The following is a 20,941-nucleotide window of genomic DNA, read 5'->3' on the forward strand; positions in this document are numbered from 1 at the left end:
GCCCGCTACGCTGCGCCGGTGGACCTGGACGCGTACGTCAGCGAGCGCCGCGGGGAGTGGAACCGCCTCGACGCGCTGACCCGCCGCCGCAAGCTCACCGCGGCCGAGGCCGACGAGCTGGTCCTGCTCTACCAGCGGGCGGCCACCCACCTGTCGGTCGTACGCAGCCACTCGCCGGACCCGATCCTGCTGGCGTCGCTGTCCCAGCTGGTCATCGCGGGCCGCTCGGCGGTCACCGGCGGCCGCCGCTACTCGTGGCGCCCGGTCGTGCGGTTCTTCACCACGAGCCTGCCCGGCGAGCTGTACCGGGCCCGCCGGTGGTGGCTCACGGTGATGGTCGTCAACGTCGTGCTGGCCGGGATCCTCATGGTCTACTTCGCGGCCAACCCGGACATCATCGAGTCGTTCGCCCCGTCGTCGACCATCGACCAGTACGCCGACCAGGACTTCGTCGGCTACTACAGCGAGTTCCAGGCGCAGAACTTCGCGGCGAGCGTGTGGACCCACAACGCGATGCTGGCCGGCCAGTGCCTCGCCTCCGGGGTGCTCATCGTCCCGGCCCTGTGGATCCTCGGCCAGAACACGTTCCAGCTCGGCCTCACCGGTGCTCTCATGTCGTACGCCGGCCACGGCGACACCTTCTTCCGCTACATCCTCCCGCACGGCTTCCTCGAGCTGACCTCGATCTTCGTGGCGGCCGGGGTGGGCCTGCGGATCGGCTGGGCCTGGATCGCACCGGGCCCGCACCGCACTCGCGGCCGCGCCCTCGCCGAACGCGCCCGCGCGGGCATGCTGGTGGCGCTCGGCCTGGTCGCGATGCTGCTGGTCTCGGGCATCCTGGAGGCGTACGTGACGCCGTCGGGCTGGCCGGACCCGGTCCGCATCGGCATCGGCTTCGTGGTCTGGCTCGCCTTCATGGCGTACGCCCTGGGCGTCGGAGCGGCGGCCCACCGCCGCGGCGAGACGGCCGACCTCGACCCCGACCACACCGAGGCGAACGTCCCCACGGCGTAGCGGGTCAGAGCCGGCCGGCCGCCTTGAGCACCAGGTAGACGTCGGAGACCTTCGAGGCGAACGTCTCCCGCGGCTCGTCCACCACGATCACGTTCTGCTGCTCCAGCAGCGCCTTCACCCGCTCCCGCTCGGCCAGGGCGAGCTCCGCGGCCGCCGCCAGGTGCACGTCCTCGGCCGTCGCGCCGGTCTCCGGCAGGTGGGCGAGGCGGGCCGTCTCCGGGTCGCGGACGCTGGCCAGCACCACGCGGTGCCGGGTGGTCAGGCGGCGCAGGATCGGCAGGAGGCCCTCCACGATGGGGGCCGCGTCCAGGGCCGAGAAGATCACGACGAGGGCGCGCTTGTGGTCGCGGCGCAGCAGCTCGCCGGCCGCCAGGCCGAAGTCGGTCTCCACGAGCGCCGGTTCCAGCGACGCGAGCGAACTGATCAGGCGGGGCAGCTTCGTGCGGTGGCCGCCGCCCTCCACCTTCTTGCGGACGGCCGAGTCCAGCGCGAGCAGGTCGACGCGGTCGTCGGCCTTGGCCGCCAGCACAGCCAGCAGCAGCGCCGCGTCGATCGCGGCGTCCAGGCGGGGCTCGTCGCCGATGCGGGCGGCCGACGTACGCCCGGTGTCGAGCACGCACACCACGCGGCGGTCCCGCTCCGGGCGCCACGTGCGGACCATGACGTCGTGCGTACGCGCGGACGCCCGCCAGTCGATCGAGCGGACGTCGTCGCCGACCACGTACTCGCGGAGCACGTCGAACTCGGTGCCCTGGCCGCGTCCGCGGGTCACCACGGCCCCGTCGAAGACGCGCAGCTTCGCCAGCTTCTCCGGCAGCAGCCGCCGCGACGGGAAGCGGGGCAGCACGCGCAGCGTCCACGCCGGGGTCACCGCCTCGTTCCACTTCTGCGGGCGCTGCCGGTACGCGAGCCCGAGCGGCCCGTACGAGCGCAGCGTGACCCGGACCGCGGGCCGGTCGCCGTGCCGGGTCGGGGTGAGCGTGGTGGTGATCCGGTGCTCCTGGCCGGCGAGCAGGTTGATCCGGTGCTCGGTGCCGTCCGCGCCGGCCGACGGCACCCAGCGGTCGCGCAGGCGCAGCCACAGCGGCCGGCCCGACGTGTTGGCGACGGTCAGCGTCGTGGTCGCCGTACCGCCGAGCCAGACCGTCTCGTCGCCCTCGCGGCGCAGCGTGACCCCGGTCAGCGGGGCCGCGACCAGGGCGTCGAGCAGCGCCGCGCCGCCGGCGATCGCCAGCACGATCGCCGTCAGCAGCCAGGGCGAGGGCAACAGCGCCGGCAACGGCACGCCCAGCGCCAGCAGCAGCGCGAAGCGCCTGGTGACCACGGCCGGCTCAGCGGGGTGCGGGTACGGCGCCGAGCACGCTCCGCAGCACCGAGTCGGTGGAGACGCCGTCCAGCTCCGCCTCGGCGCGCAGGCGTACCCGGTGGCGCAGGACGGGGATCGCGAAGGCCTTCACGTCGTCGGGCAGCACGTACTCCCGGCCGCTGAGCCACGCCCGGGCCTTGGCGACCGCCAGCAGCGCCGTCGTGCCGCGCGGCGAGGCGCCCAGCTCGAGCGCCGGTGACATCCGGGTGGCGCGGCACAGGTCCACGATGTACTCGAGCACCGGCTCGGCGACGGCCACCGCGCGGACCGCCACCCGCCCGGCGGCCAGGTCGGCGGCGGAGGCCACCGGCCCCACCCCGGCGGCCTTGAGGTCGCGCGGGTCGAAGCCGTGGTGGTGGGCCCGGAGCACACCGAGCTCCTCCTCGCGCTCCGGCAGCGGCACGGCCAGCTTGAGCAGGAACCGGTCCAGCTGCGCCTCCGGCAGCGGGTACGTGCCCTCGTACTCGATCGGGTTCTGCGTGGCGACCACGATGAACGGCTCGGGCAGCCGGCGCGACTCGCCGTCCGTGCTGACCGTGCGCTCCTCCATCGCCTCCAGCAGCGCCGCCTGGGTCTTCGGCGGCGTGCGGTTGATCTCGTCGGCCAGCAGGAGGTTGGTGAAGATCGGCCCGGGCCGGAAGTTGAACGCGGCCGAGCGGGCGTCGTAGATCAGCGAACCGGTCACGTCGCCGGGCATCAGGTCCGGGGTGAACTGCACGCGTTTGGTGTCGACGTCCAGCGCGGTCGCCATGGCCCGCACGAGCAGCGTCTTGGCGACGCCGGGCACGCCCTCCAGCAGCACGTGCCCGCCGCAGAGCAGCGCGATCACCACCCCGCCGACCACCGCGTCCTGGCCGATGACCGCCTTGGCGACCTCGGTCCGCAGCCGCTGCAGGGCGTCGCGGGCCGCGGTGGTCTCCACGGATACCGAAGACGTCACGTCAGATTCCCCTCGTCCGGTGCCTGTCGCCAGTTCTGCTGCCCGGTCACGTACCGGACCAGGGCCTGCACGGCCGTCGCCGCGCGGACCAGTTCGCCGTCGCTGTCCTCGACGCTGCCGGCGAGGACGTGCCGGACGTCGTCCACGGGCTGGCCGGTGTCCGCCGCGACCCGCTCGGCGAGCTCGTCGACCGGCGTGTCCGCGGGCAGGTCGTAATGCTCGGCCAGGCGGGCCTGCGCCGCCGACCGTACGGTGGCCAGCGACGTGCTGCGCGCGCGGGCCCGCCGGTAGAGCCCGCCCAGCCCGCGTACGGTCTCCGCGGCCCGCACCCGCACCGGCAGCGGTTCGGCGACCGGGGCGCCGAGCCGGCGGGCGGACGCCATCGCCAGGGCGATCGCCGCCGCGACCAGCAGGGCCAGCGTCGCCCACACCGCCGGCGGGAACGCGCGGGCCAGCGGGCTGTCGCTGAGCGCGGTGCCGTCCCCGCCGGTCCGCCCCTCGCCACCCTCGCGCGGCTGGGCGGTGGACGGGTCGCGTGGCTCGCCGCCCTCGTTGCTGCCGTCCCCGTCGCCGTAGCCGCCGTCGGACCCCTCCGGGTCGTCCCGCTCGTACGGATCCGCGGTGGGCTCCGTACGCGGCGGCCGTTCCCGCTCGTGCAGGTCCAGCCAGAGCACCCGCTCGCTGCGGCTCAGCAGCGACACCGCGAACGCGTGGTTGGCGTGCTCGCCGGCCCGGTCGTTGCGGAACGGGTCCACCGCCCCGACCAGCGTCACGTCGGCGAGGCCACCCACCTGGAACTCCGCGACGCCGTCCTCGAAGCACTGCACCGCGTCGTACGCGCCCGCGTCGTAACGCCACCGCAGTGTGGCCGCCGGACCGGCCGCGGAGAACGGCGCCGAGCAGCCCGGCTGCGGGGCGGACGCCGTCCAGCGCGGGCCGGCGACCGGGACGTCCAGCCCGGCGGCGTCCAGCTGGCCGCCGCGCGGCGCGACCAGCACGACCCGGACGCCCTCGGGCAGCCGCACGAGCCGATCCAGGTACGCCGGATGCACCAGCTCGGGCGCGGCGACGAAGACGGTCGCCGCGCCGTTGGCGGCCACGGCGGCCAGCACGTCCTCGGTGCTCCTGCGGACGTCGACGGTGATCCCCCGGCGGGTGAGCTCGTCGGCGAGCAGGCGCGCGCCCTCGCCCTCGTCGCTGGTGGGGGAGAGGAACGCGGCGTCGGTCGGGTCGGGCTGCTGCAGGGCGTGCGCGATCCCGGTCGTCGTGGCCAGAGCGGCGACGACCGCGAACGGCAGGGCGAAGCGCAGCCAGCGGCGGTTCCTCACGGCGTACCGCTCCTCATCCGGGCGCGGACCTCGCCGGTCAGGGCGCGCATGTGGTCGTCGAGGGCGCGGTGCGCGGGGCGGTCGCCGTACCAGATGTCGGAGAACAGCTCGGTCGCGCCGCCCAGCGGGGCCGCCACCGCGGGCCGCTGCGCGGCGGCCGTCGCCGCGACCTCCGCGGCGGTCGTGCCGGGCAGCGGCGCGACCAGCCCGGCGGCGGTGAGGTCGCCGACGACGTCCCGCAGCCGCTGCCGGATCGCCTCGGCGTAGCGGCCCTCGGCGGCCAGCCGGTCGGCGAGCAGCGTGCCGTCGGCCAGCACGACGGTGGGCTGGAACTCCGGATCGACCACGGTCTTCGCCGCGCGCGCGGGCTTCGGCGTCTTCTTGCGGCGGCGCCACCGCGGCAGCCGCCACCGGGGCCGGCGCAGCCGCCAGCGCGGCATCCGCCGCGGCACCCACGCCGGGTACCAGTACCACAGCGCGCCGATGATCCCGGCGGCCACGATGAGCAGGAACAGCAGCAGGGACGGCGGGATCACGTCGAACACCGACGCCGCGAACTCGTCCCAGGCGCGGGTCACGGCGCGTACACCAGCGGTGCGGCGTCGTCCTCGCCCCGGCTGCGGGCCCGGCTGATCGCGATGTCCAGGCCCTCCGTGCGGATCCGCGTCTCCAGCAGCAGCACGGCGTCGACGCAGCCCAGCGCGGCGTACGCGATCGTGTTGGCGAACGCCCACGCCAGCGGGGTCAGCCAGGTCAGCCAGCCCGGCCGGTCCCCGGAGACGACGGAGAACACGGCCACCCACCCGGCGCCCAGCGCGATCCGCACGGCGAACCACGTCAGGTACGCGGCCAGCCGCGTCCACGCCCCGCGCATCCCGTTGCGCGCCGCCAGCCGCGCGGCCCGCCCGAAACTGCCCGTCCGGTCGATCACCAGCACGGCCCCCACCAGGCCGAACATCCCGTACGCGAGGAGCCACCCGACGAACCCGGCGAACGCGGCCACCCCGCACAGCCCCGCGAACACGATCGCCGCGGGCAGGACCAGCACCGGCCGCGCCCGCCCCCACAGGGCCCGGTTCGCCAGCGGCCGGCCCAGCAACGCCGGACCGGCGGCCGCGGCGGCCAGCGCCCCCAGCACGCAGATGATGAACGCCTCGGCGGCGAACCCGGTGGCCACGACCAGCCACCACAGGCCGAAGCTGCCCTTCGCCGGCCCGTACACCGGCGGGCTGGCCGACGCGAGCTCGCGCAGCGGCATCAGCGCTGCCTGCTCCAGCACGGCCAGCACGCCGGCGGTGACGAGAAGAGGAAGAGCCCGCGCGCGCAGCAGCGTCATGGCGGCGTCCAGCAGCTCACCGAGCGTCATGGGACGCAGCGGCAGGTCCGGCTGCGCAGGCATGGCGGCGATCCTAGGCGATCCGGGCATCCGGAGGGGTCACGGCCTGCCCGGACGCATCGGCGGTTATCGTGCGTCGATGGGCCCCCACAAGGTGCCCTCCTCCTTTGAAAGGTTCTCCCATGGTGAATCCTTCGGTCTCGCGGCGCAGCATCCTGGCCGCTGCCGCCGCCGGCGCCGCCGCTCCGGTCGTGCTCTCCGGGGCAGCCGAGGCGCACGGCGGCCACGGGCCGCAGACATACGACCTCACCGTGCTCGGCACCTCCGACACGCACGGCAACGTCTACAACTGGGACTACTACAAGGACCTCGAGTACGACGACAGCGCGCACAACGACGTCGGCGTGGCGAAGCTGGCCGCGCTGGTCAACCAGATCCGCGCCGAGCGCAAGGGCAGGGCCACGCTGGTGCTGGACGCCGGCGACACGATCCAGGGCACGCCGCTGGCCACGTACTACGCCAAGCAGGAGCCGATCACCCAGACCGGCGAGCGGCACCCGATGGCGCGCGCCATGAACGTGCTGCACTACGACGCCGTGACGCTGGGCAACCACGAGTTCAACTACGGTCTGCCGCTGCTCAACCTGTGGATCCGCCAGCTGGGCTTCCCGGCGCTGGCCGCGAACGCCGTGGACACGAAGACCGGGCGGCCCGCCTTCACGCCGTACGTGATCAAGAAGGTCTCCCTCGGGCGCCACGCGCCGACGCTGCGCGTCGGGATCCTGGGTCTCACCAACCCGGGCGTGGCGATCTGGGACCGGGCCAACGTCGAGGGCAAGCTCGTCTTCAAGGACATGATCGAGACCGCCGCGAAGTGGGTGCCGATCATGCGCGCCCGCGGCGCGGACCTCGTGCTGATCTCCGCGCACGGCGGTGACAGCGGTACGAGCAGCTACGGCCCCGAACTCCCCAACGAGAACCCGAGCGCGCTCATCGCCGAGAAGGTCCCCGGCATCGACGCGATCCTGTTCGGCCACGCGCACAACAACGTCCCGCAGCGGTTCGTGACGAACGTGGAGACCGGCGCGCAGGTGCTGCTCTCCGAGCCGTCGAAGTGGGGCCAGCGCCTCACCCGCATGGACTTCACGCTGGTTCGCGAGCACGGCCGCTGGCGGATCACGGCCAAGAAGGCGGACACGCTCAACACGAACACCGTCACCGAGGACCCGAAGGTGCTCGCCGCGGTCAAGAGCCAGCACGCCAAGACCGTCGCGTACGTGAACCAGGTCGTCGCCCGCTCCACGCAGGAGCTGTCCGCCGCGGAGTCCCGGTACAAGGACACGCCGATCCTGGACTACATCAACAAGGTGCAGACCGACACGGTCACCGCGGCGCTGGCGGGCACGCCGTACGCGGGCCTGCCCGTGCTGTCGATCGCGGCGCCGTTCAGCCGGACCGCGGTCTTCCCGCAGGGCGACGTGAAGATCAAGGATGTGGCGGGCCTCTACATCTACGACAACACGCTGGAGGCCGTGGTCCTCACGGGCGCCGAGGTCAAGGCCTACCTCGAGTACTCGGCCAAGTACTTCGTGACGCTGCCGGTGGGCGCGACCCCCGACCCGGCGACCATCAGCGACCCGGCCGTGCCGGACTACAACTACGACGTGTTCTCCGGCGTCGACTACGACATCGACATCAGCAAGCCGGTCGGCTCCCGCATCACCCGCCTCGAGATCGCCGGCGCGGCGGTCGACCCGGCCGCCCAGTTCGTCGTGGCGGTGAACAACTACCGGCGCAGCGGCGGCGGCAACTTCCCCGGCATCGTCAAGGCGCAGGTCTACAACGCGCAGCAGGAGATCCGGCAGCTGCTGATCGACTGGGCGCAGGCCAAGGGCGAGATCAACCCGGCCGACTTCTTCGTGCCGAACTGGCGGCTGGTGCGCGAGGGCGTGCCGGTCTTCTGAGCGTCGCGCGGGAGGGGTGCATCCCCCGATGCACCCCTCCCGGGTCCATCACCGGCCGGTCAGCGGCTTCCACCCGCCGTCCTTGTCGGCCGTCACCATCACCTGACCCGTACGCCCGTCGCCGAGCGTCAGCTGGCACAGGTAGTCCCGCGTACCGTCGTCCCGCCGGTCACCCGCGGCCCGGCACTGCGCGTCCGTCGCGCTGACGTTCGCCTTCGCCAGCTGCCCGTCGCCGACGACGTTCTTCTCGAGCGCCTCGACGATCCGCCCCTCCCGGTACTCCGCGGCGGCCGGCGCACCCACCGCGACGCCGCTCACGATCCAGAAGAACGAGCCGGCCACGAGCGTCACCACGAACGTGACCCAGTAGGGCGCCGCGCTGTTGCGCCCCCGCCGGGCCTGGTCGGCCCGCCGGGCCGCGGAGATCGCCCCGAAGATCCCGAACATGAACGTGAAGACCGCCACCGGCCAGAGCGCCGGCGCCTGCGCCTGCGGCGCATTCTGCATTTCCTCCGGGTACGGGACCAGCAGCCCACCGACCTGAGGGGCGACCACCGGCGCGGGCACCTCGGGCGCGAAGCTCTCGGGCGTGGGGCTCTGCGTCGCCCACGGCGGTGCCATCGGGTACGCGGCCGGCGGGGGATAGGTGGCGGCCGCCGTTGCCTGCGGTGCGTACCCGGCATGTCCCGCCTGAGTCGCCTGCCCGGCCGGCGCTGCATGACCGGCCGGGGCTGCGTAGTCGGGCGTCGTCGCATAGCTCGGTGGCGTCGGGTAGGCCGGTGGATCCCGGTAACCGTTCTGCTCCTGGTATCCGGGTTCTCCCAGGTAGCCGGCCGGCGGGTACTGGACCGGCCCGGCGGCCGCCGGATGACCGGGATACGCGGCCGCCGAACGGTACGGTTCGTGATGCTCGGCCGGCGGGTACTGCGCATGCCCCGCGGCGAACTGCGGGAACTCCGCGCCCACGGGGCCGTACGGGATCTGCGTGGTCATGCGGGGGGCCTTTCCGGTAGCGACTCGGGTGCAGCGCCGTGTCAGGCCCCCTGCATCGACCACGACCCCGCGGACATGAGCAAAGTCGGATCGCCGGCGGCGGGGGTTCCGAGGCCTTGACCGCAACCTGAGGAAACGTCGCCGGAAAGTCATTTCGAGGTGACACCGAGTGGTGACTCCGTGGCCTCGTCCCAGAGGATCAGGAGCCGGCCGGGGTCACCGCGACCTGCATCTCGGTGATCCATCGGCGCTGGTCCTCGGGGCAGTCGAGGTAGATCTCCCGGGCGTACCCCTTCCCCACCGTGCGGTAGCCCCCGGCGTCGATCCAGTTCGCCAGCAGCTGGCCGGTGCGGAACGCCTCCGACATCGGCCCGTGATGCACCAGCGTCGCGGCGTGCTCCACGGGAGGCAGCTCGACCACGTCGAAGCCCGCATCCGGCGGCACGTCGCCGGCGATCGGGAACGCCGCATGCACGGTGATCGCCTCGTCGCTTCCCCCTCGCGGGTCGGGCAGGTAATACGCCAGGGGCGATCCGGTGATGGTGACGCCCTTGCTCTCCAGGCGTTCGAGCAGCTGCGGGTACAACGGCGTCAGCGCGACGGTGATGTCCGGCCCGTCATAACTGACGGCGGGCGCGGAAAGCTCCGCCACGCGCAGCGACGGAATGCTCTTGAGGATGACGTCCCCGGTGTCCATGTGCCCCTCGGTTTCGATCATTCGGAGACGCGCGTCCACCAGGGCCAGCCGCGCGGTGTCGGCGGCCATCTCCTCGGCCAGCTGGGCCCGCCGCAGCCGCAACATCCCCCGAAGCTCCCCGACGTCGACCTTCTCGTCGAGCATGGTCCGCACCTGCTGCAACGAGAAACCGAGATCCTTCAGGGCAAGCACCCGGTTGAGCACCGGCAACTGCTCGACGGCGTAGAACCGGTACCCGCTGGCGGCGTCGACCCGAGCGGGCCGCAGCAAGCCGATGGCGTCGTAGTGCCGCAACATCCGCACGGACACGCGACCCAGGGCGGCGAAGTCTCCGATACTGAACATGGTCACCCCACGATCGGGCCTGACACGGTGTGAGGGTCAAGCCTGCGAAGAACAAACTAACCGCGAGCCCGCGACGGGCGCGGTGACGGCGCGGGTGGCGGCGCGGTGGCGGCGCGGGTGGCGGCGCGGTGGCGGCGCGGGTGGCGGCGCGGTGGCGGCGCGGTGGCGGCGCGGGTGGCGGCCGGTGGGAGCGGCTTGTCGGCCGCTGCATCGAGGCGGCTTCCCGCAGCTGTGCGGCTTGCGGAGCGCGGCGTGCCTCCTTTATGCAGAATGCATTCGGGCGCCGCTTGCTGCGGGACTTCGCGCCCCGCTCGGGCGCCACTTCGCGCCCCGCTCGGGCGCCACTCCGCGCTTTGCTCGGGCGCCACTCCGCGCTTTGCTCGGGCGCCACTCCGCGCTTTGCTCGGGCGCCACTCCGCGCTTTGCTCGGTGCGAAACACCGCGCCCCGCTGCGCGCGGGACTCCGCGGCTTCGCGTCAGCTGGTGCCGCTGCCGGCGCCCCCGCTGTCGCCGCCGCCGTCGCCGCCGCCGGTGCCCTCGGTCGGCTGCGTGGTCGTCGGCGTGGTGGTCGGTTCCGTCGGCGTGGTGGTCGGTTCCGTCGGCCGTGTGGTCGTCGGCTTCGTCGTCGGGGTGGCCGGGGTCGACGTGGGCGCCGAGGACGGCGGCGTGCGGCTCGGCTTCGTCGTCGCCGTCTGCTGCGGGGTTGCGCCGTTGGGGCGCTGCGGGGCTCGGGTCTGCGTGGGCTCGGTGGGGACGAGCGGTTCGTCGGACTGGTCGGGGGCCTGCGTGTCGCTCGGTGCGACGCCCGTTCCCGAGCCGGGGTTGTCGTCGCCGCTGTTGGCGCTGGACATCCAGATCGCCACGCCCAGGCCGCCGGCCAGCAGGAACAGCGCGATCACCGTGAAGAGGACGGCGAGCTGGCCCTTCGACTGCTTCGGGCGGGCCGGGGCGAGCGGCGGCGCCGCCTCGAGCAGGTTGCGCTGCACGGGCATGGTGCGGCCGGGCGCCCCGGGGCTCATCGGGCGGGTGAGGGCGGTGCCGGTGAGTGACTGCGCTCTCATCCGGGCGCCGGTCGCACCCGCGGCGCCCAGAGCGGCGCCACCGACGGCCGCGCCGCCGAGCGTCGTGCCGGTCGTCGAGGGACGCACCAGCGCCGTGCGGGTCATGGAGGTGCCGGTCTGGGCACGCCAGTCCAGCGCGCCGGACGCGGCCAACGCGGCCTCGGCGAACTCGGCGGCGCTGGCGAACCGGTCCGCCGGGTTCTTCGCCATCGCCCGGCTGATCAGCTCACGCACCTCGGGCGGCGCCAGGTTCTCCGGGAGCGGCTCCGGCTCGTCTTCGAGGTGGCGCAGCGCCACCTGCAGCGCGTTGTCGCCGTCGAACGGTGGAACCCCGGCGATGCAGTGGTACGCCACGGCGCCCAGCGCGTAGATGTCCGTGGCGGGGGAGACGTTGCCCTTCGCCACCTGCTCGGGAGCCATGTACAGCGCGGTGCCCACGATGGCGTTCAGCCCCGTGACGCTGGTGACCTGGGCGGAGCGCGCCACGCCGAAGTCGACCAGGATCACCGCGCCGTTCGGCTTGACGATGAGGTTGCCGGGCTTGACGTCACGGTGGACGGTGCCGTTCTCATGCGCGGCGTGCAACGCGTCGGCGGCCTGCGCCACGATCGACATCGTTTCGGCGACGCTGAGCCGGCCCTGCTCCTTCAACCGCGCGGAGAGCGGCTCGCCGTCGACGAAGGCCATGACCAGATACGCGCACTGGTCCTCGTCCTCGGCGTTCCCGGCGCTGTAGTCGTACACCTCGACGACGCCGGGGTGCCGGAACGCGGCCATCATCCGCGCCTCGCCGTAGAACCGGGCCGCGAACTCGGGGTCGGTGAGCATGGCCGTACGCAGCACCTTGACGGCGACCGTCCGGCCGAGCACCACGTCGGTGCCCCGCCACACGTCACCCATGCCACCGGTGGCGATACGTTCGTCCAACCGGTAGCGGTTGTCCAGGAGACTTCCCGAACTGAGCACCAGCGGACCTATCTACTCGGGTGTCGCCACGACCGGATCATGAGGGCCCGGCCACCGGTCGAGCCGCGCACAACGATACAGATTCCCCGCCTCCATGGGCGAGGTCGGTGGGTTGCGGATCGGGCACGCTGGAAGACTCCCACCGACCGGGCGAACGGCCCCGGAAACGCGCGCCCCTCGTCGACCGGGAACAGGTCGTCGAGCCGGCTGGGCAATCCACAGAGCGCCCCCTCCGCGGAGGTGACTCGCTGAGCCCGGACCGCCACGCAGCGGGACGGCCCGGGCCGCGAAGACCACTTGGCTGAGACCGCGTGACTGGTGACGCGGCACCCGGCCGCGATGGAGCCGGAGAACCCCGCGGCCCTCAAGGGCGGGCCAGAGAATGCCGCGGCAGTCACCGGCGGGCCGGAGAACCCCGCGACCGTCACCGGCGGGCCGGAGAACCCCGCGACCGTCACCGGCGGGCCGGAGAACCCCACGGCTGTCACCGGCGGGCCGGAGAATGCAGCGGCCGTTACCGGCGGGTGAGCGGTGGGACCGTCCGTCCGGCCGCGGAATCCGCGATCAGCTGGGCGAACCGGCGCTCCCGCGTCTCGGCCCGCTTCGCGCTCACCACCCAGTGCGCGGCGGCGCGGCGGTAGGAGGGGGACTGCTCGGTGAACCACTGCCATGCCTTCTCCTCCCTCCGGAACCGGGCGAGCTGCCCGTCGTCGAGAACGGCGTCCGCCGGCTGCTCGTACGAATAGGTGGCGACCTTGTCGGGTTTCCGCTTCTCGAAGGCCTCCAAACCGGCCGGGTGCATCAGCCCCGCCGCGGTCAGTTCGGCGATCTTGGCGACGTTGACGGCGCTCCACACGCTGCCCGGGCGGCGCGGCGTGAAGCGGACGTGGTAGCGGTCCTCGTCGATGCGCCGCGCGATGCTGTCGATCCACCCGAAGCAGAGCGCCTGGGCGATGGCCTCGGTGTGCTGCACGGTCGGCCGGCCGGTGTGCTTCTTGTAATAGCCGACGAGGAGTTCGGGCTCGTCGGCGTGGTGTTTTTCGAACCAGGTCCGCAGGTCGGCCTCGGACGCGAAGAACACGGGTTCCATGCCGAGGACCCTAGGCCGCGGGTATGACAGAACCGGATGGCCCAGACGCGGGCGGCGACAGAACCGGATCGGCCCAGACGCGGGCGGCGACAGAACCGGATCGGCCCGGGCGCGGGCGGCGACAGAACCGGATCGGCCCGGGCGCGGGCGGCGACAGAGCCGGGAGCGCCGCCGCCGGGCGGCAAAGGGCTCCGCCCGGCGGCGACAGTGAGCAGGCAAGGGCCTGCGCGGCTCACGACCGATCCCGGGCAGGTCACCCGGCCCGCCCGGATCAGCTCTCGTACGTCGGCGTGGCGACGATCGCGGTCTCCGCCAGCTGCAGTTCCTCGTTCTCGGCCTGACGCTCGGCGGCGGCGCGCGCGGTCGAGGCCGCGACCCAGCCCAGCGCGACGCCTATGAGGCTCGCGCCGATGATGACGCCCCACGGCAGGCCCGGCTTGCGGCCCGCGAGGGCGTTGGCCGCCAGGTTGGCGCGGGCCCAGGCCTCGTCGGTCACGGCGTTGACCCGGGCGCCGGCCTTGCCGGCCAGCTTGTTGCTCTTGCGCGACGCCTTGCCCGCCAGCTTCTGGCTCCGGTGGGTCGCCTTGCCGGCCAGCTCGGCGACCTTGGCGCCGGCCACGCCCGCGGTCTGCTTGCCGGCGTCCTTCGCGCTCTCGCCGGCCGATGCCATTGCCGACGACAGGTAGTCCCAGGCCTCCGCGGCGGTGCGTTCGGCCCTGCTCTTGCGGGAGAACATCGTCTTTTTACCTCCTGCGATCGCCGGGTGCGGCGCTCGGTCACTGGTCGGGGAGGTGCCCAAGGCGCCGGAATCGCAAACGTAACCCGAACGGCGCCGGCCGGGGCGGTGAATCCCGTCCGAACGGCCCTGGCGTACGGAGGGACAAAACTCGCTATCCGGACTCAATTCCCACCGAACTGTCGGATGTGGACAGCATCACGTCGGGTTAAACGGTGGACATCCCTAGGTAGGCTTGCTCCGGTTCATACGTGGCACACAGCCACCTGCCAGGTTCGAGCACTACTGTCCGGTGCAGTTTCACCGGACCCGACGGGGGTAGTCAACGCCGCCCCCGGCGAGGGCCCGCACGGCAGTTCAGCGGCCCTCGTTCCGAGGAGATACGCCCGGGCGCACCCGGGCGGGTGGAGGTTAGGCGTGACGCTGTCGATAACGACGTCGACGAAGGCCACCGGCGTGGTGGAGGTCGCCCCGATGGGCGAGATCGACGTCGAGAACGCGTACGAGATCAAGGACGCCGTCGCGGAGCAGCTCGCCGCCGGCGCGCCGCAGCGCATCGAGCTCGACATGCACGGCGTCAGCTTCATCGACTCCGTCGGCATCTCCGCCCTCGTCGCCGCCTTCCAGCTCGCCAGCGTCAGCGGCGTGAAGCTCGTCGTGACCCGTCCGAGCCGCTTCGCGCACCGCCAGCTGTGGGTCACCGGCCTGCTGGGCCTCTTCGGCGCTCCGGAGCCCTGCACCGACTGCGGTGACCCGGCTCACCGCACGCTCGTCCCCGGCTTCTGAGGGCACCGCAAAACCGACATCCACCGGTACGCGGGACCGCCGCGGGTGCTCGCCGCCTGACCGCGAGTGATCGTTGCGTTAAGCCTGTCTGAGGCGACTTGTTCCCGGGCCGACCGTTACGGAATAGTGCCTGATCGTGGCGCGACTTCCGATGGGTACGGCCATCCTGCGGCGCTACGTCCTGATCGGCGCCATCGGTCAGGGCGGGGTCTCCACCGTCTACCGGGCGGTCGACACCGTCCGCGGTCGCAAACTCGCCGTGAAGATCCTCGCTCCCACGCTCGCCGGCGACCCCGGCGCGCGGGACGACGTCCGCCGCGAGGCCCTGATCACGGACCGGCTGCGGCACCCCAGCGTCCCCCGCGTCTTCGAGTACGGCGATGCGCCCCTGCCCGACGGCACGGTCGTCCCGTACGTGGTGCTGGAGCTCCTCGACGGCGTGCCCCTGACCGACCTCCTCGTCCAGGGGCGCCTCGACTGGCCGGAAGCGGTCCGCATCGCCGCGACCACCGCCGACGTCCTCGCCGTGGCCCACCGCCGCGGGGTCGTGCACCGGGATCTGTGCGCCCGCAACATCATGATCGCGGCGGACGGCGTGAAGATCATCGACTTCGGCCTGGCGACGGCCGCGCGCCCCGGCTCCGAAGCCGCGGAGCCCACCCCCGGGGCCGCGACGAGGCCGTACTTCCGGCCGGTCGCACCGGGGCGCGACCGCCGCGAGCCGCCGTCGCACCCGAAGACGGCCTTCGCGCGGCCCGCCGACGACGTCTACACCCTCGGCGTTCTCCTGTACGAGATGCTGACGGGCCGGTCGCCGTACCCGCCGGCGGTGGCGGCCACGATCGTCGCCGCGGGGCGTGCCGCGCACCTGGCGCCGACGCCGGTCCTGGCGATCCCGGGGTTGCCGCCACAGCTGCGCGACCTGGTCCGGGCCTGCATGGCGAAACGGCCCGAGGACCGGCCGGCCAGCGTCGACGTCGCCCTCGGCCTGTGGCACCTGCTGGACGACGCCCGGCCGCTGGAACCCTCGGTGAACTGAACCATCCGGACGCCGGAGATCAGATGGCCGGCGTCTGCACGACGATGTTCTCGAGGTTGATCTTCACGTCGGCAGCCTCGCCCGGGGCGCGGATCGGCGTGACGGACGCGTACCCCTCCGCCAGGGCGGCCAGGTCCGTGCCCGGCTCCAGCGGCTCGTCGGCCGCCTGCACCGCCGTCCGGACGAAGCCCTCGCCGGCCTCCGCGATGCTCATCTGGACCTGGCCGAAGCGGGCGAGCCGGGCCCGGCGCAGGCCACGGATGCCGTCGACGTGCAGGTCGGGCACGTTGAGGTTGAGGACGGTGCCGGGCGGCGTGTGGGTCAGCGTGGGCAGGAGCTTCACCGCCAGGTCCGCCGCGCTGGTCCAGTGGCGCTGCTCGTCGTCCGCCTTGTCCAGGTCGGCGATGGCCTGGCCGCCGCTGCCGGCCGTGCCGTTGGCGGGGGACAGCACGTCCAGCGACACCGCCATGCCGTGCAGCCCGGCGTGGGAGGCGGTCAGCGTGGCGCCGACCGTACCCGAGTGGATCACCGCGGCCCCCGCGTTGGCGCCGCGGTTGATGCCCGAGAGCACGAGCGTCGGTACGCGGCCGAAGGCCTCGCGCAGGGCGAGGATCACGATGAACGCGGGGGAGGCGGCGACGGCGTACGCCGGGATGTTCCTGGCGCCCGGCAGCTCGCGCGGCTGCACGTGGATCCGGCCGTTCTTCTCGACCGCCGTCATGGCGGCGCTGGTGCCGCTGGCCTCGGTCAGCGGAGCGGCCACGACGACGTCGAAGCCCTGTCGCGCGGCCGCCCGCGCCAGCCACCTGATCCCGGGCGCGTCGATCCCGTCGTCGTTGGTGATCAGAATCCTGGAAGCCTTCATCATGCGGGTACCTTCGCGTCGGCGGGGGTCAGCCGTACCCGCTCGGTCAGGACCTGGACCGCGTCGATGCGGCCCGTCCCGAGGCCGTGGCGGGTGACGTTGAGGGCGCCGGCGGCGGCACCTGTACGCACAGCGTCACACAGCGTTCCGCCCTGGGCCAGCACCGCCGCGACTCCCGCGGTCATCGAGTCCCCGGCGCCGCGCGACTCGGCGGCGACCATGCGGGGCATGTCGACCTCGTACACCGTGTCGTCGATCAGGGCGAGCGCCCCGTCGTGGGCGCGGGAGACCAGCGCCGTCTCGGCGCCGTCGTCGTGCAGCTTGTAGAGGGCCTTGGTGAGCGACTTGGTGGAGCCGTCGCGCACCATGCCGTCGCGGATGAGCTCCTCGTGGCTGACCTTGACCACGTGCGGGCGGGCCTCGAGCGCCGCGGTCAGGTGGGCGGCGGAGAGGTCGACGATGACCTTGCAGCCGTTCGCGCCCAGGTCGGTGGCGAGGCGCCGGTAGACCGACGGCGGCACCACCGACGGGTGGGCCGGGCCGCTGAGCACGGCGATGCCCGCGCGCAGACCCTCGGCGAGGGCGAGGCTGTACAGCTCGTCCATCTCGTGGCGGGACAGCGGCTGGCCCGGGTCCTCGGCCAGCTCCTGGCGCTTGCCGCTGCGCCGGTCATGCACGTACCAGCCCGTACCCGTGTCGCGCTTTATGGTCTTGAGCGTGACGCCGTGGAACTTGAGCAGCGGCTCCAGCACGCGTCCGACCTCACCCCCGGCGGCGGCGCAGAGGGTGACCTGCGCGCCCAGCAGGGTGATCATCCGGGCCTGCCAGACGCCCTGGCCGCCCGGGTGCACGTGCAGCTCGGCCTTGTCGTGCTGCTGCTCGATGGTCACGGTGAGCTGGGGCGCAGGCACGAAGACCATGACCCCTTTGTTACCCATGGGGACAGTTTTACGCCTTTGGCCCCAGGTGCGGGACTGATCTGTGGATTTACGGCTTGCGCCCGAGCACGACGCCGTTGGCGCCGGGTGCGTCGAAGCGGACCGTACGGATGTCCGCGAAGCCCGCGCCCGTCAGCCACTCCGCGTACTCGGCGTCCGAGTAGTTCCGCCCGCCCTCGGTCTCGACGAGCATGTTCATGCCCATCAGCGCGGCCGGCGCCGGGCCGGTACGGTCGGCGTCGAGCAGCAACTCCGAGATGATCACGAGGCCGCCGGCCGGCAGCGCCGCGTACGCCTTGGCCAGCAGCTCACGGTTGGTCGCCGCGTCCCAGTCGTGCAGGATCATGCTGAGCAGCACGACGTCGTGGCCGCCGGGCAGGGCGTCGCGCAGGAAGTCGCCGGGCGCGGTGGCGACCCGCTCGCTCAGCCCCGCCGCGGCGATCTTGCCGACGGCCAGCTCGCACACGTGCGGCAGGTCCAGCACGGTCGCGGACAGACCGGGGAAACGGCCGCAGAGCTCGATCGGGTACGCCCCCGAGCCGCCGCCCACGTCGAGGAGCCGCCGGTACGCGCCCAGATCCACCGCCTCGCCCAGCGCCCGCGCGGTGAAGATCGACGTGGAGTGCATCGCCTCCCAGAACGTCGCGAGCAGCTGCGGGTCCGCGGTGGCGAACATGGAGTCCTGGCTCGCCGGGTCCCAGGTCAGCGGCTTGTCCGCACGCAGCGCCTCCCCGACGCGGTGCCACGGCAGGTACGTGCGCCGATCGCAGTAACTGACCTGCCCGCCGAAGTAATACGGTCGTCCGCGCACCAGGAACTCCTCGGCGAGCGGCGAGTTCCGGTAGCCCTCACCGGCACGTTCCAGCAGGCCCAGCGAGGCGCAGGCGGTCAGGAGCAGATCGGCGGGCCGCTCCGGAAGGCCGAGTTCGTGCTCCGCGTCGGCCACGGTCAGGGTGCGTCCGCCCGCCAGCCTGCTGAAGAGGTCCAGCTCGACGGCGGCGGCGAACGTCTTGAAGCTCCAGAAACCGGTCACGAGGTCCATGAGGGGCGTGGGAGTCATCATGGCGCAGATGATCCCAAAATGACCCCGCCCTGGCGAGGGCCGGCCGCTACCGGGGTGCCGCCCCGGTCAGCTCCTGGACGGCGGGCACGAGGTCCGGCCGGTTGCGCAGCAGGTCCTCGAGGCGTACGCGCCACCGGCTGGCCTCGATGTCCACGGTGAAGCGGTCGTCGTCGCTGCTCTCGACGGACGCGGCGAGCAGGCGCTGGCGGGTGTTGGCGAGCTCGCCGTACAGGCCGGTGCCGAGCCGGCTGAGCACCCGGCCGGCGAAGGCGTCGTAGCCCGGTCCGCCGGCCGCCCGGACGAACGCGCGGGCAGCGTCCCAGGCGACGCGGGGCTGATGGATGACCGACTGACTCATGGTGTCCCTCCGCTGTTGGTCAGTGACCAAGTGTAGGGAAGTGAGGGGGATTCGGGACTCGGTTCACCAGCCCGCGGGCGTACAGGATCGGCGGCCGGCGGCGACCGGCTCCGCCTGCAGCGTCGCGTGGTCGATGTGGAAGTCATCGTGCAGCGCCTCGCGGGCGGACGCAAGGACTGCGCCGAGGTCGGCGTCCGGGACCAGGCTGAGATGCGCCGACGCCACGTCCATGCCCGAGGTGAGGGTCCAGACGTGCAGGTCGTGCACGTCGCACACGCCGGGGACGGCGGCCAGCCGGTCGCGCACCCGCGTCATGTCGAGGTGGGCCGGGGCGGCCTGCACCAGGATGCGCACGGCGGAGCGGGCCAGCGCGAACGTCCGGGGCAGGATCATCAACGCGACGATCACGGCCACGATCGGGTCCGCGTACGCCCACCCGGTGGTGGCGATGACCACCGCGGCGATGATCACGCCCGCCGAGCCCAGCAGGTCACCGACCACCTCGAGGTACGCCCCCCGTACGTTGAGGCTCTCCTTGGCGCCGGAGCGCAGCAGCGCGAAGGCGGCCAGATTGATCAACAGACCGCCGACGGCGACGATCAGCATCGACCCGGCCGGCACGTGCGGCGGGTCGGAGAACCGCCGCACGGCCTCGATCAGCACGTAGACGGCGACGCCGGTGAGCAGCAGGGCGTTGCCGAGCGCGGCGAGCACCTCGAGCCGGTAGAGGCCGAAGGTGCGCTGCGAGTCGGTGCCGGCGCGGCCGGCGGCGTGGATCGCCGCGAGCGCCATCGCGATGCCGAGGACGTCGGTGAACATGTGCCCGGCGTCGGAGAGCAGCGCCAGCGACCCGCTGAGCAGCGCGGCCGCCGCCTCGACCAGCATGAACGCGGCCAGCAGCCCGGCCGCCCACCACAGTCGGGAGCGATGGCGCTCACCCGCGCGCAGCGCCTGCCCGCCGTGGTCGTGCCCGGCTCCCATGAGCCCACCTTCCGTCTCCGCGTCGCGTCCCGGCAAACATATGCGGGTATTGCTATATGTGCAACTTGAACCCGATGGCCATCGCCGGGGTATCCACTCCACGACAAACCGCCTCGCCTGGAGGGAACCACCCCATGTCCAGACGCACTATCGCGATTGTTGCCCTGACCGCGCTCGCGGTCACCGCCGCCGCGCCGTCCGCCGCGGCGGCCCCCGCCCACAGCGGCTCATGGCCGGCGGTGATCCAGCTCCCCGACGGTTTCCAGCCGGAGGGCATCGCCATCGGCAAGCTGCCGTACGCCTACTTCGGCTCCCGCGCCGACGGCGACATCTACCGCGTGAGCCTGCGCACCGGCCGCGGCCAGGTGATCAGCCAAGGTCCCGGCACGCCGTCGCTCGGCATGAAGCTCGACCACCACGGTCGGCTCTTCGTCGCCGGCGGCAGCGGCGGCGACGCCCGCGTCCTCGACGCCGCCACCGGACGGGTACTGCGCACGTACCGGCTGCAGACCGTGCCGTCGTTCATCAACGACGTGGTGCTCACCGGCGGGGCCGCCTGGTTCACCGACTCGACCAACCCGGTGCTGTTCAAGCTCCCGCTGGGCCGGCCCGGCGCGCTGCCCCCGGAGGCGGTGGCGGTGCCGCTCACGGGCGACATCGTCTACGCCACCGGCGTCAACGCCAACGGCATCACGGCCACCCCGGACGGGCGCGGCCTGATCGTCGTGCAGTCCGGCACCGGCAAGCTTTTCCGTACGTCGTACAGCGGCGTGACCAGGGAGATCGACCTGGGCGGCGAGTCGGTGCCCAACGGCGACGGCCTGTGGCTGCGCGGCACCACCCTGTACGTCGTCCAGAACCGGCTCAACGTCATCGCGAAGATCCAGCTCGACCGGCGCGCCACCCGCGGAACCGTGCTCGGCCGCACGACGAGCCCGGCCTTCGACGTGCCCACCACCATCGCCGAGTACGGCAAGCGCTTCTACCTGCCGAACGCCCGCTTCACCACCACACCGACGCCGACGACCCCGTACACCGCGGTCGCCGTGTCACGCCCCTGAGAGCGGTTCTCACC

21 protein-coding genes are annotated in these 20,941 nt (G+C 72.9%); 6 read left to right on the forward strand and 15 right to left on the reverse strand.

Features of this window, described 5'->3' with window-relative positions:
• The first annotated feature begins 18 nt into the window (after positions 1 to 18).
• Positions 19 to 1,014, forward strand: a complete 996-nt coding sequence (locus tag AB0K03_RS32080) for a stage II sporulation protein M (RefSeq protein WP_364692645.1) — start codon at positions 19 to 21, stop codon at positions 1,012 to 1,014.
• A 4-nt stretch (positions 1,015 to 1,018) separates the two neighbouring features.
• Here the strand turns inward: AB0K03_RS32080 and AB0K03_RS32085 are convergent, their stop codons facing one another.
• The 5 genes from AB0K03_RS32085 to AB0K03_RS32105 are packed head-to-tail and all read right to left on the reverse strand — an operon-like array spanning position 1,019 to position 6,047.
• Complete coding sequence (locus tag AB0K03_RS32085; RefSeq protein ID WP_364692648.1) at positions 1,019 to 2,338, reverse strand: DUF58 domain-containing protein; 1,320 nt, start codon at positions 2,336 to 2,338, stop codon at positions 1,019 to 1,021.
• Between the two features lie 7 nt (positions 2,339 to 2,345).
• Entirely contained in the window at positions 2,346 to 3,320 is a 975-nt protein-coding gene (locus tag AB0K03_RS32090; protein ID WP_364692651.1) for a MoxR family ATPase, read from the reverse strand.
• Positions 3,317 to 4,648 (reverse strand): DUF4350 domain-containing protein, encoded by a 1,332-nt coding sequence (locus AB0K03_RS32095; protein WP_364692654.1) that lies wholly within the window; start codon positions 4,646 to 4,648, stop codon positions 3,317 to 3,319. The genes AB0K03_RS32090 and AB0K03_RS32095 overlap by 4 nt, the downstream gene beginning before the upstream one ends.
• Positions 4,645 to 5,226: a DUF4129 domain-containing protein gene (locus tag AB0K03_RS32100; protein WP_364692656.1), complete on the reverse strand. Its 582-nt coding sequence runs from the start codon at positions 5,224 to 5,226 to the stop codon at positions 4,645 to 4,647. Before AB0K03_RS32100 ends, AB0K03_RS32095 begins: the two co-directional genes overlap by 4 nt.
• A complete protein-coding gene (locus AB0K03_RS32105) occupies positions 5,223 to 6,047 on the reverse strand; it encodes a hypothetical protein (protein ID WP_364692659.1) in 825 nt (274 codons plus the stop codon). The genes AB0K03_RS32100 and AB0K03_RS32105 overlap by 4 nt, the downstream gene beginning before the upstream one ends.
• 119 nt (positions 6,048 to 6,166) lie before the next feature.
• Here AB0K03_RS32105 and AB0K03_RS32110 point away from each other — a divergent pair, with 119 nt between their 5' ends.
• On the forward strand, positions 6,167 to 7,948 hold the full coding sequence (locus tag AB0K03_RS32110) for a 5'-nucleotidase C-terminal domain-containing protein (protein ID WP_364692662.1): 1,782 nt from the start codon (positions 6,167 to 6,169) through the stop codon (positions 7,946 to 7,948).
• Between the two features lie 48 nt (positions 7,949 to 7,996).
• Here the strand turns inward: AB0K03_RS32110 and AB0K03_RS32115 are convergent, their stop codons facing one another.
• The 3 genes from AB0K03_RS32115 to AB0K03_RS32125 all read right to left on the reverse strand — a co-directional run bounded on the left by AB0K03_RS32115 (position 7,997) and on the right by AB0K03_RS32125 (position 12,010).
• Entirely contained in the window at positions 7,997 to 8,941 is a 945-nt protein-coding gene (locus AB0K03_RS32115; RefSeq protein ID WP_364692664.1) for a hypothetical protein, read from the reverse strand.
• Between the two features lie 199 nt (positions 8,942 to 9,140).
• A complete protein-coding gene (locus AB0K03_RS32120) occupies positions 9,141 to 9,983 on the reverse strand; it encodes a MerR family transcriptional regulator (protein WP_364692667.1) in 843 nt (280 codons plus the stop codon).
• 476 nt (positions 9,984 to 10,459) lie between these two features.
• Positions 10,460 to 12,010, reverse strand: a complete 1,551-nt coding sequence (locus tag AB0K03_RS32125; protein WP_364692669.1) for a serine/threonine-protein kinase — start codon at positions 12,008 to 12,010, stop codon at positions 10,460 to 10,462.
• Positions 12,011 to 12,328: 318 nt separating this feature from the next.
• On the opposite strand from AB0K03_RS32125, the gene AB0K03_RS32130 reads away from it, so the two are divergent.
• Entirely contained in the window at positions 12,329 to 12,538 is a 210-nt protein-coding gene (locus tag AB0K03_RS32130; RefSeq protein ID WP_364692672.1) for a hypothetical protein, read from the forward strand.
• Here the strand turns inward: AB0K03_RS32130 and AB0K03_RS32135 are convergent.
• Both AB0K03_RS32135 and AB0K03_RS32140 read right to left on the reverse strand, forming a co-directional pair.
• A complete protein-coding gene (locus AB0K03_RS32135) occupies positions 12,525 to 13,100 on the reverse strand; it encodes a YdeI/OmpD-associated family protein (RefSeq protein WP_364692675.1) in 576 nt (191 codons plus the stop codon). The two genes, AB0K03_RS32130 and AB0K03_RS32135, sit on opposite strands and share 14 nt — an antisense overlap.
• A 271-nt stretch (positions 13,101 to 13,371) precedes the next feature.
• Positions 13,372 to 13,836 (reverse strand): hypothetical protein, encoded by a 465-nt coding sequence (locus AB0K03_RS32140; RefSeq protein ID WP_364692678.1) that lies wholly within the window; start codon positions 13,834 to 13,836, stop codon positions 13,372 to 13,374.
• A gap of 417 nt (positions 13,837 to 14,253) precedes the next feature.
• On the opposite strand from AB0K03_RS32140, the gene AB0K03_RS32145 reads away from it, so the two are divergent.
• Complete coding sequence (locus tag AB0K03_RS32145) at positions 14,254 to 14,622, forward strand: STAS domain-containing protein (RefSeq protein ID WP_364692681.1); 369 nt, start codon at positions 14,254 to 14,256, stop codon at positions 14,620 to 14,622.
• 136 nt (positions 14,623 to 14,758) lie between these two features.
• The gene (locus AB0K03_RS32150; RefSeq protein ID WP_364692684.1) at positions 14,759 to 15,661 is read left to right on the forward strand and encodes a serine/threonine-protein kinase; all 903 of its coding nucleotides are present in this window, start codon (positions 14,759 to 14,761) and stop codon (positions 15,659 to 15,661) included.
• A 19-nt stretch (positions 15,662 to 15,680) separates the two neighbouring features.
• Here AB0K03_RS32150 and AB0K03_RS32155 read toward each other — a convergent pair whose 3' ends face one another.
• The 5 genes from AB0K03_RS32155 to AB0K03_RS32175 all read right to left on the reverse strand — a co-directional run bounded on the left by AB0K03_RS32155 (position 15,681) and on the right by AB0K03_RS32175 (position 19,866).
• Positions 15,681 to 16,529 (reverse strand): 5'/3'-nucleotidase SurE, encoded by an 849-nt coding sequence (locus AB0K03_RS32155; RefSeq protein WP_364692687.1) that lies wholly within the window; start codon positions 16,527 to 16,529, stop codon positions 15,681 to 15,683.
• A complete protein-coding gene (locus AB0K03_RS32160) occupies positions 16,526 to 17,464 on the reverse strand; it encodes a PfkB family carbohydrate kinase (protein ID WP_364692690.1) in 939 nt (312 codons plus the stop codon). Before AB0K03_RS32160 ends, AB0K03_RS32155 begins: the two co-directional genes overlap by 4 nt.
• Positions 17,465 to 17,513: 49 nt before the next feature.
• On the reverse strand, positions 17,514 to 18,527 hold the full coding sequence (locus AB0K03_RS32165; RefSeq protein WP_364692692.1) for a methyltransferase: 1,014 nt from the start codon (positions 18,525 to 18,527) through the stop codon (positions 17,514 to 17,516).
• Positions 18,528 to 18,573: 46 nt separating this feature from the next.
• Positions 18,574 to 18,885 carry a hypothetical protein gene (locus AB0K03_RS32170; RefSeq protein WP_364692695.1) on the reverse strand — a complete coding sequence of 104 codons (312 nt, stop codon included), beginning with the start codon at positions 18,883 to 18,885 and terminating at the stop codon, positions 18,574 to 18,576.
• Positions 18,886 to 18,948: 63 nt separating this feature from the next.
• Complete coding sequence (locus tag AB0K03_RS32175) at positions 18,949 to 19,866, reverse strand: cation diffusion facilitator family transporter (protein ID WP_364692698.1); 918 nt, start codon at positions 19,864 to 19,866, stop codon at positions 18,949 to 18,951.
• A 134-nt stretch (positions 19,867 to 20,000) separates the two neighbouring features.
• Here AB0K03_RS32175 and AB0K03_RS32180 point away from each other — a divergent pair, with 134 nt between their 5' ends.
• Positions 20,001 to 20,927 carry a superoxide dismutase gene (locus AB0K03_RS32180; protein WP_364692701.1) on the forward strand — a complete coding sequence of 309 codons (927 nt, stop codon included), beginning with the start codon at positions 20,001 to 20,003 and terminating at the stop codon, positions 20,925 to 20,927.
• The last annotated feature ends 14 nt before the right edge of the window (positions 20,928 to 20,941 follow it).

The sequence above is a fragment of the Actinoplanes sp. NPDC049316 genome (assembly GCF_040677315.1).
Taxonomy (GTDB): Bacteria; Actinomycetota; Actinomycetes; order Mycobacteriales; family Micromonosporaceae; genus Actinoplanes.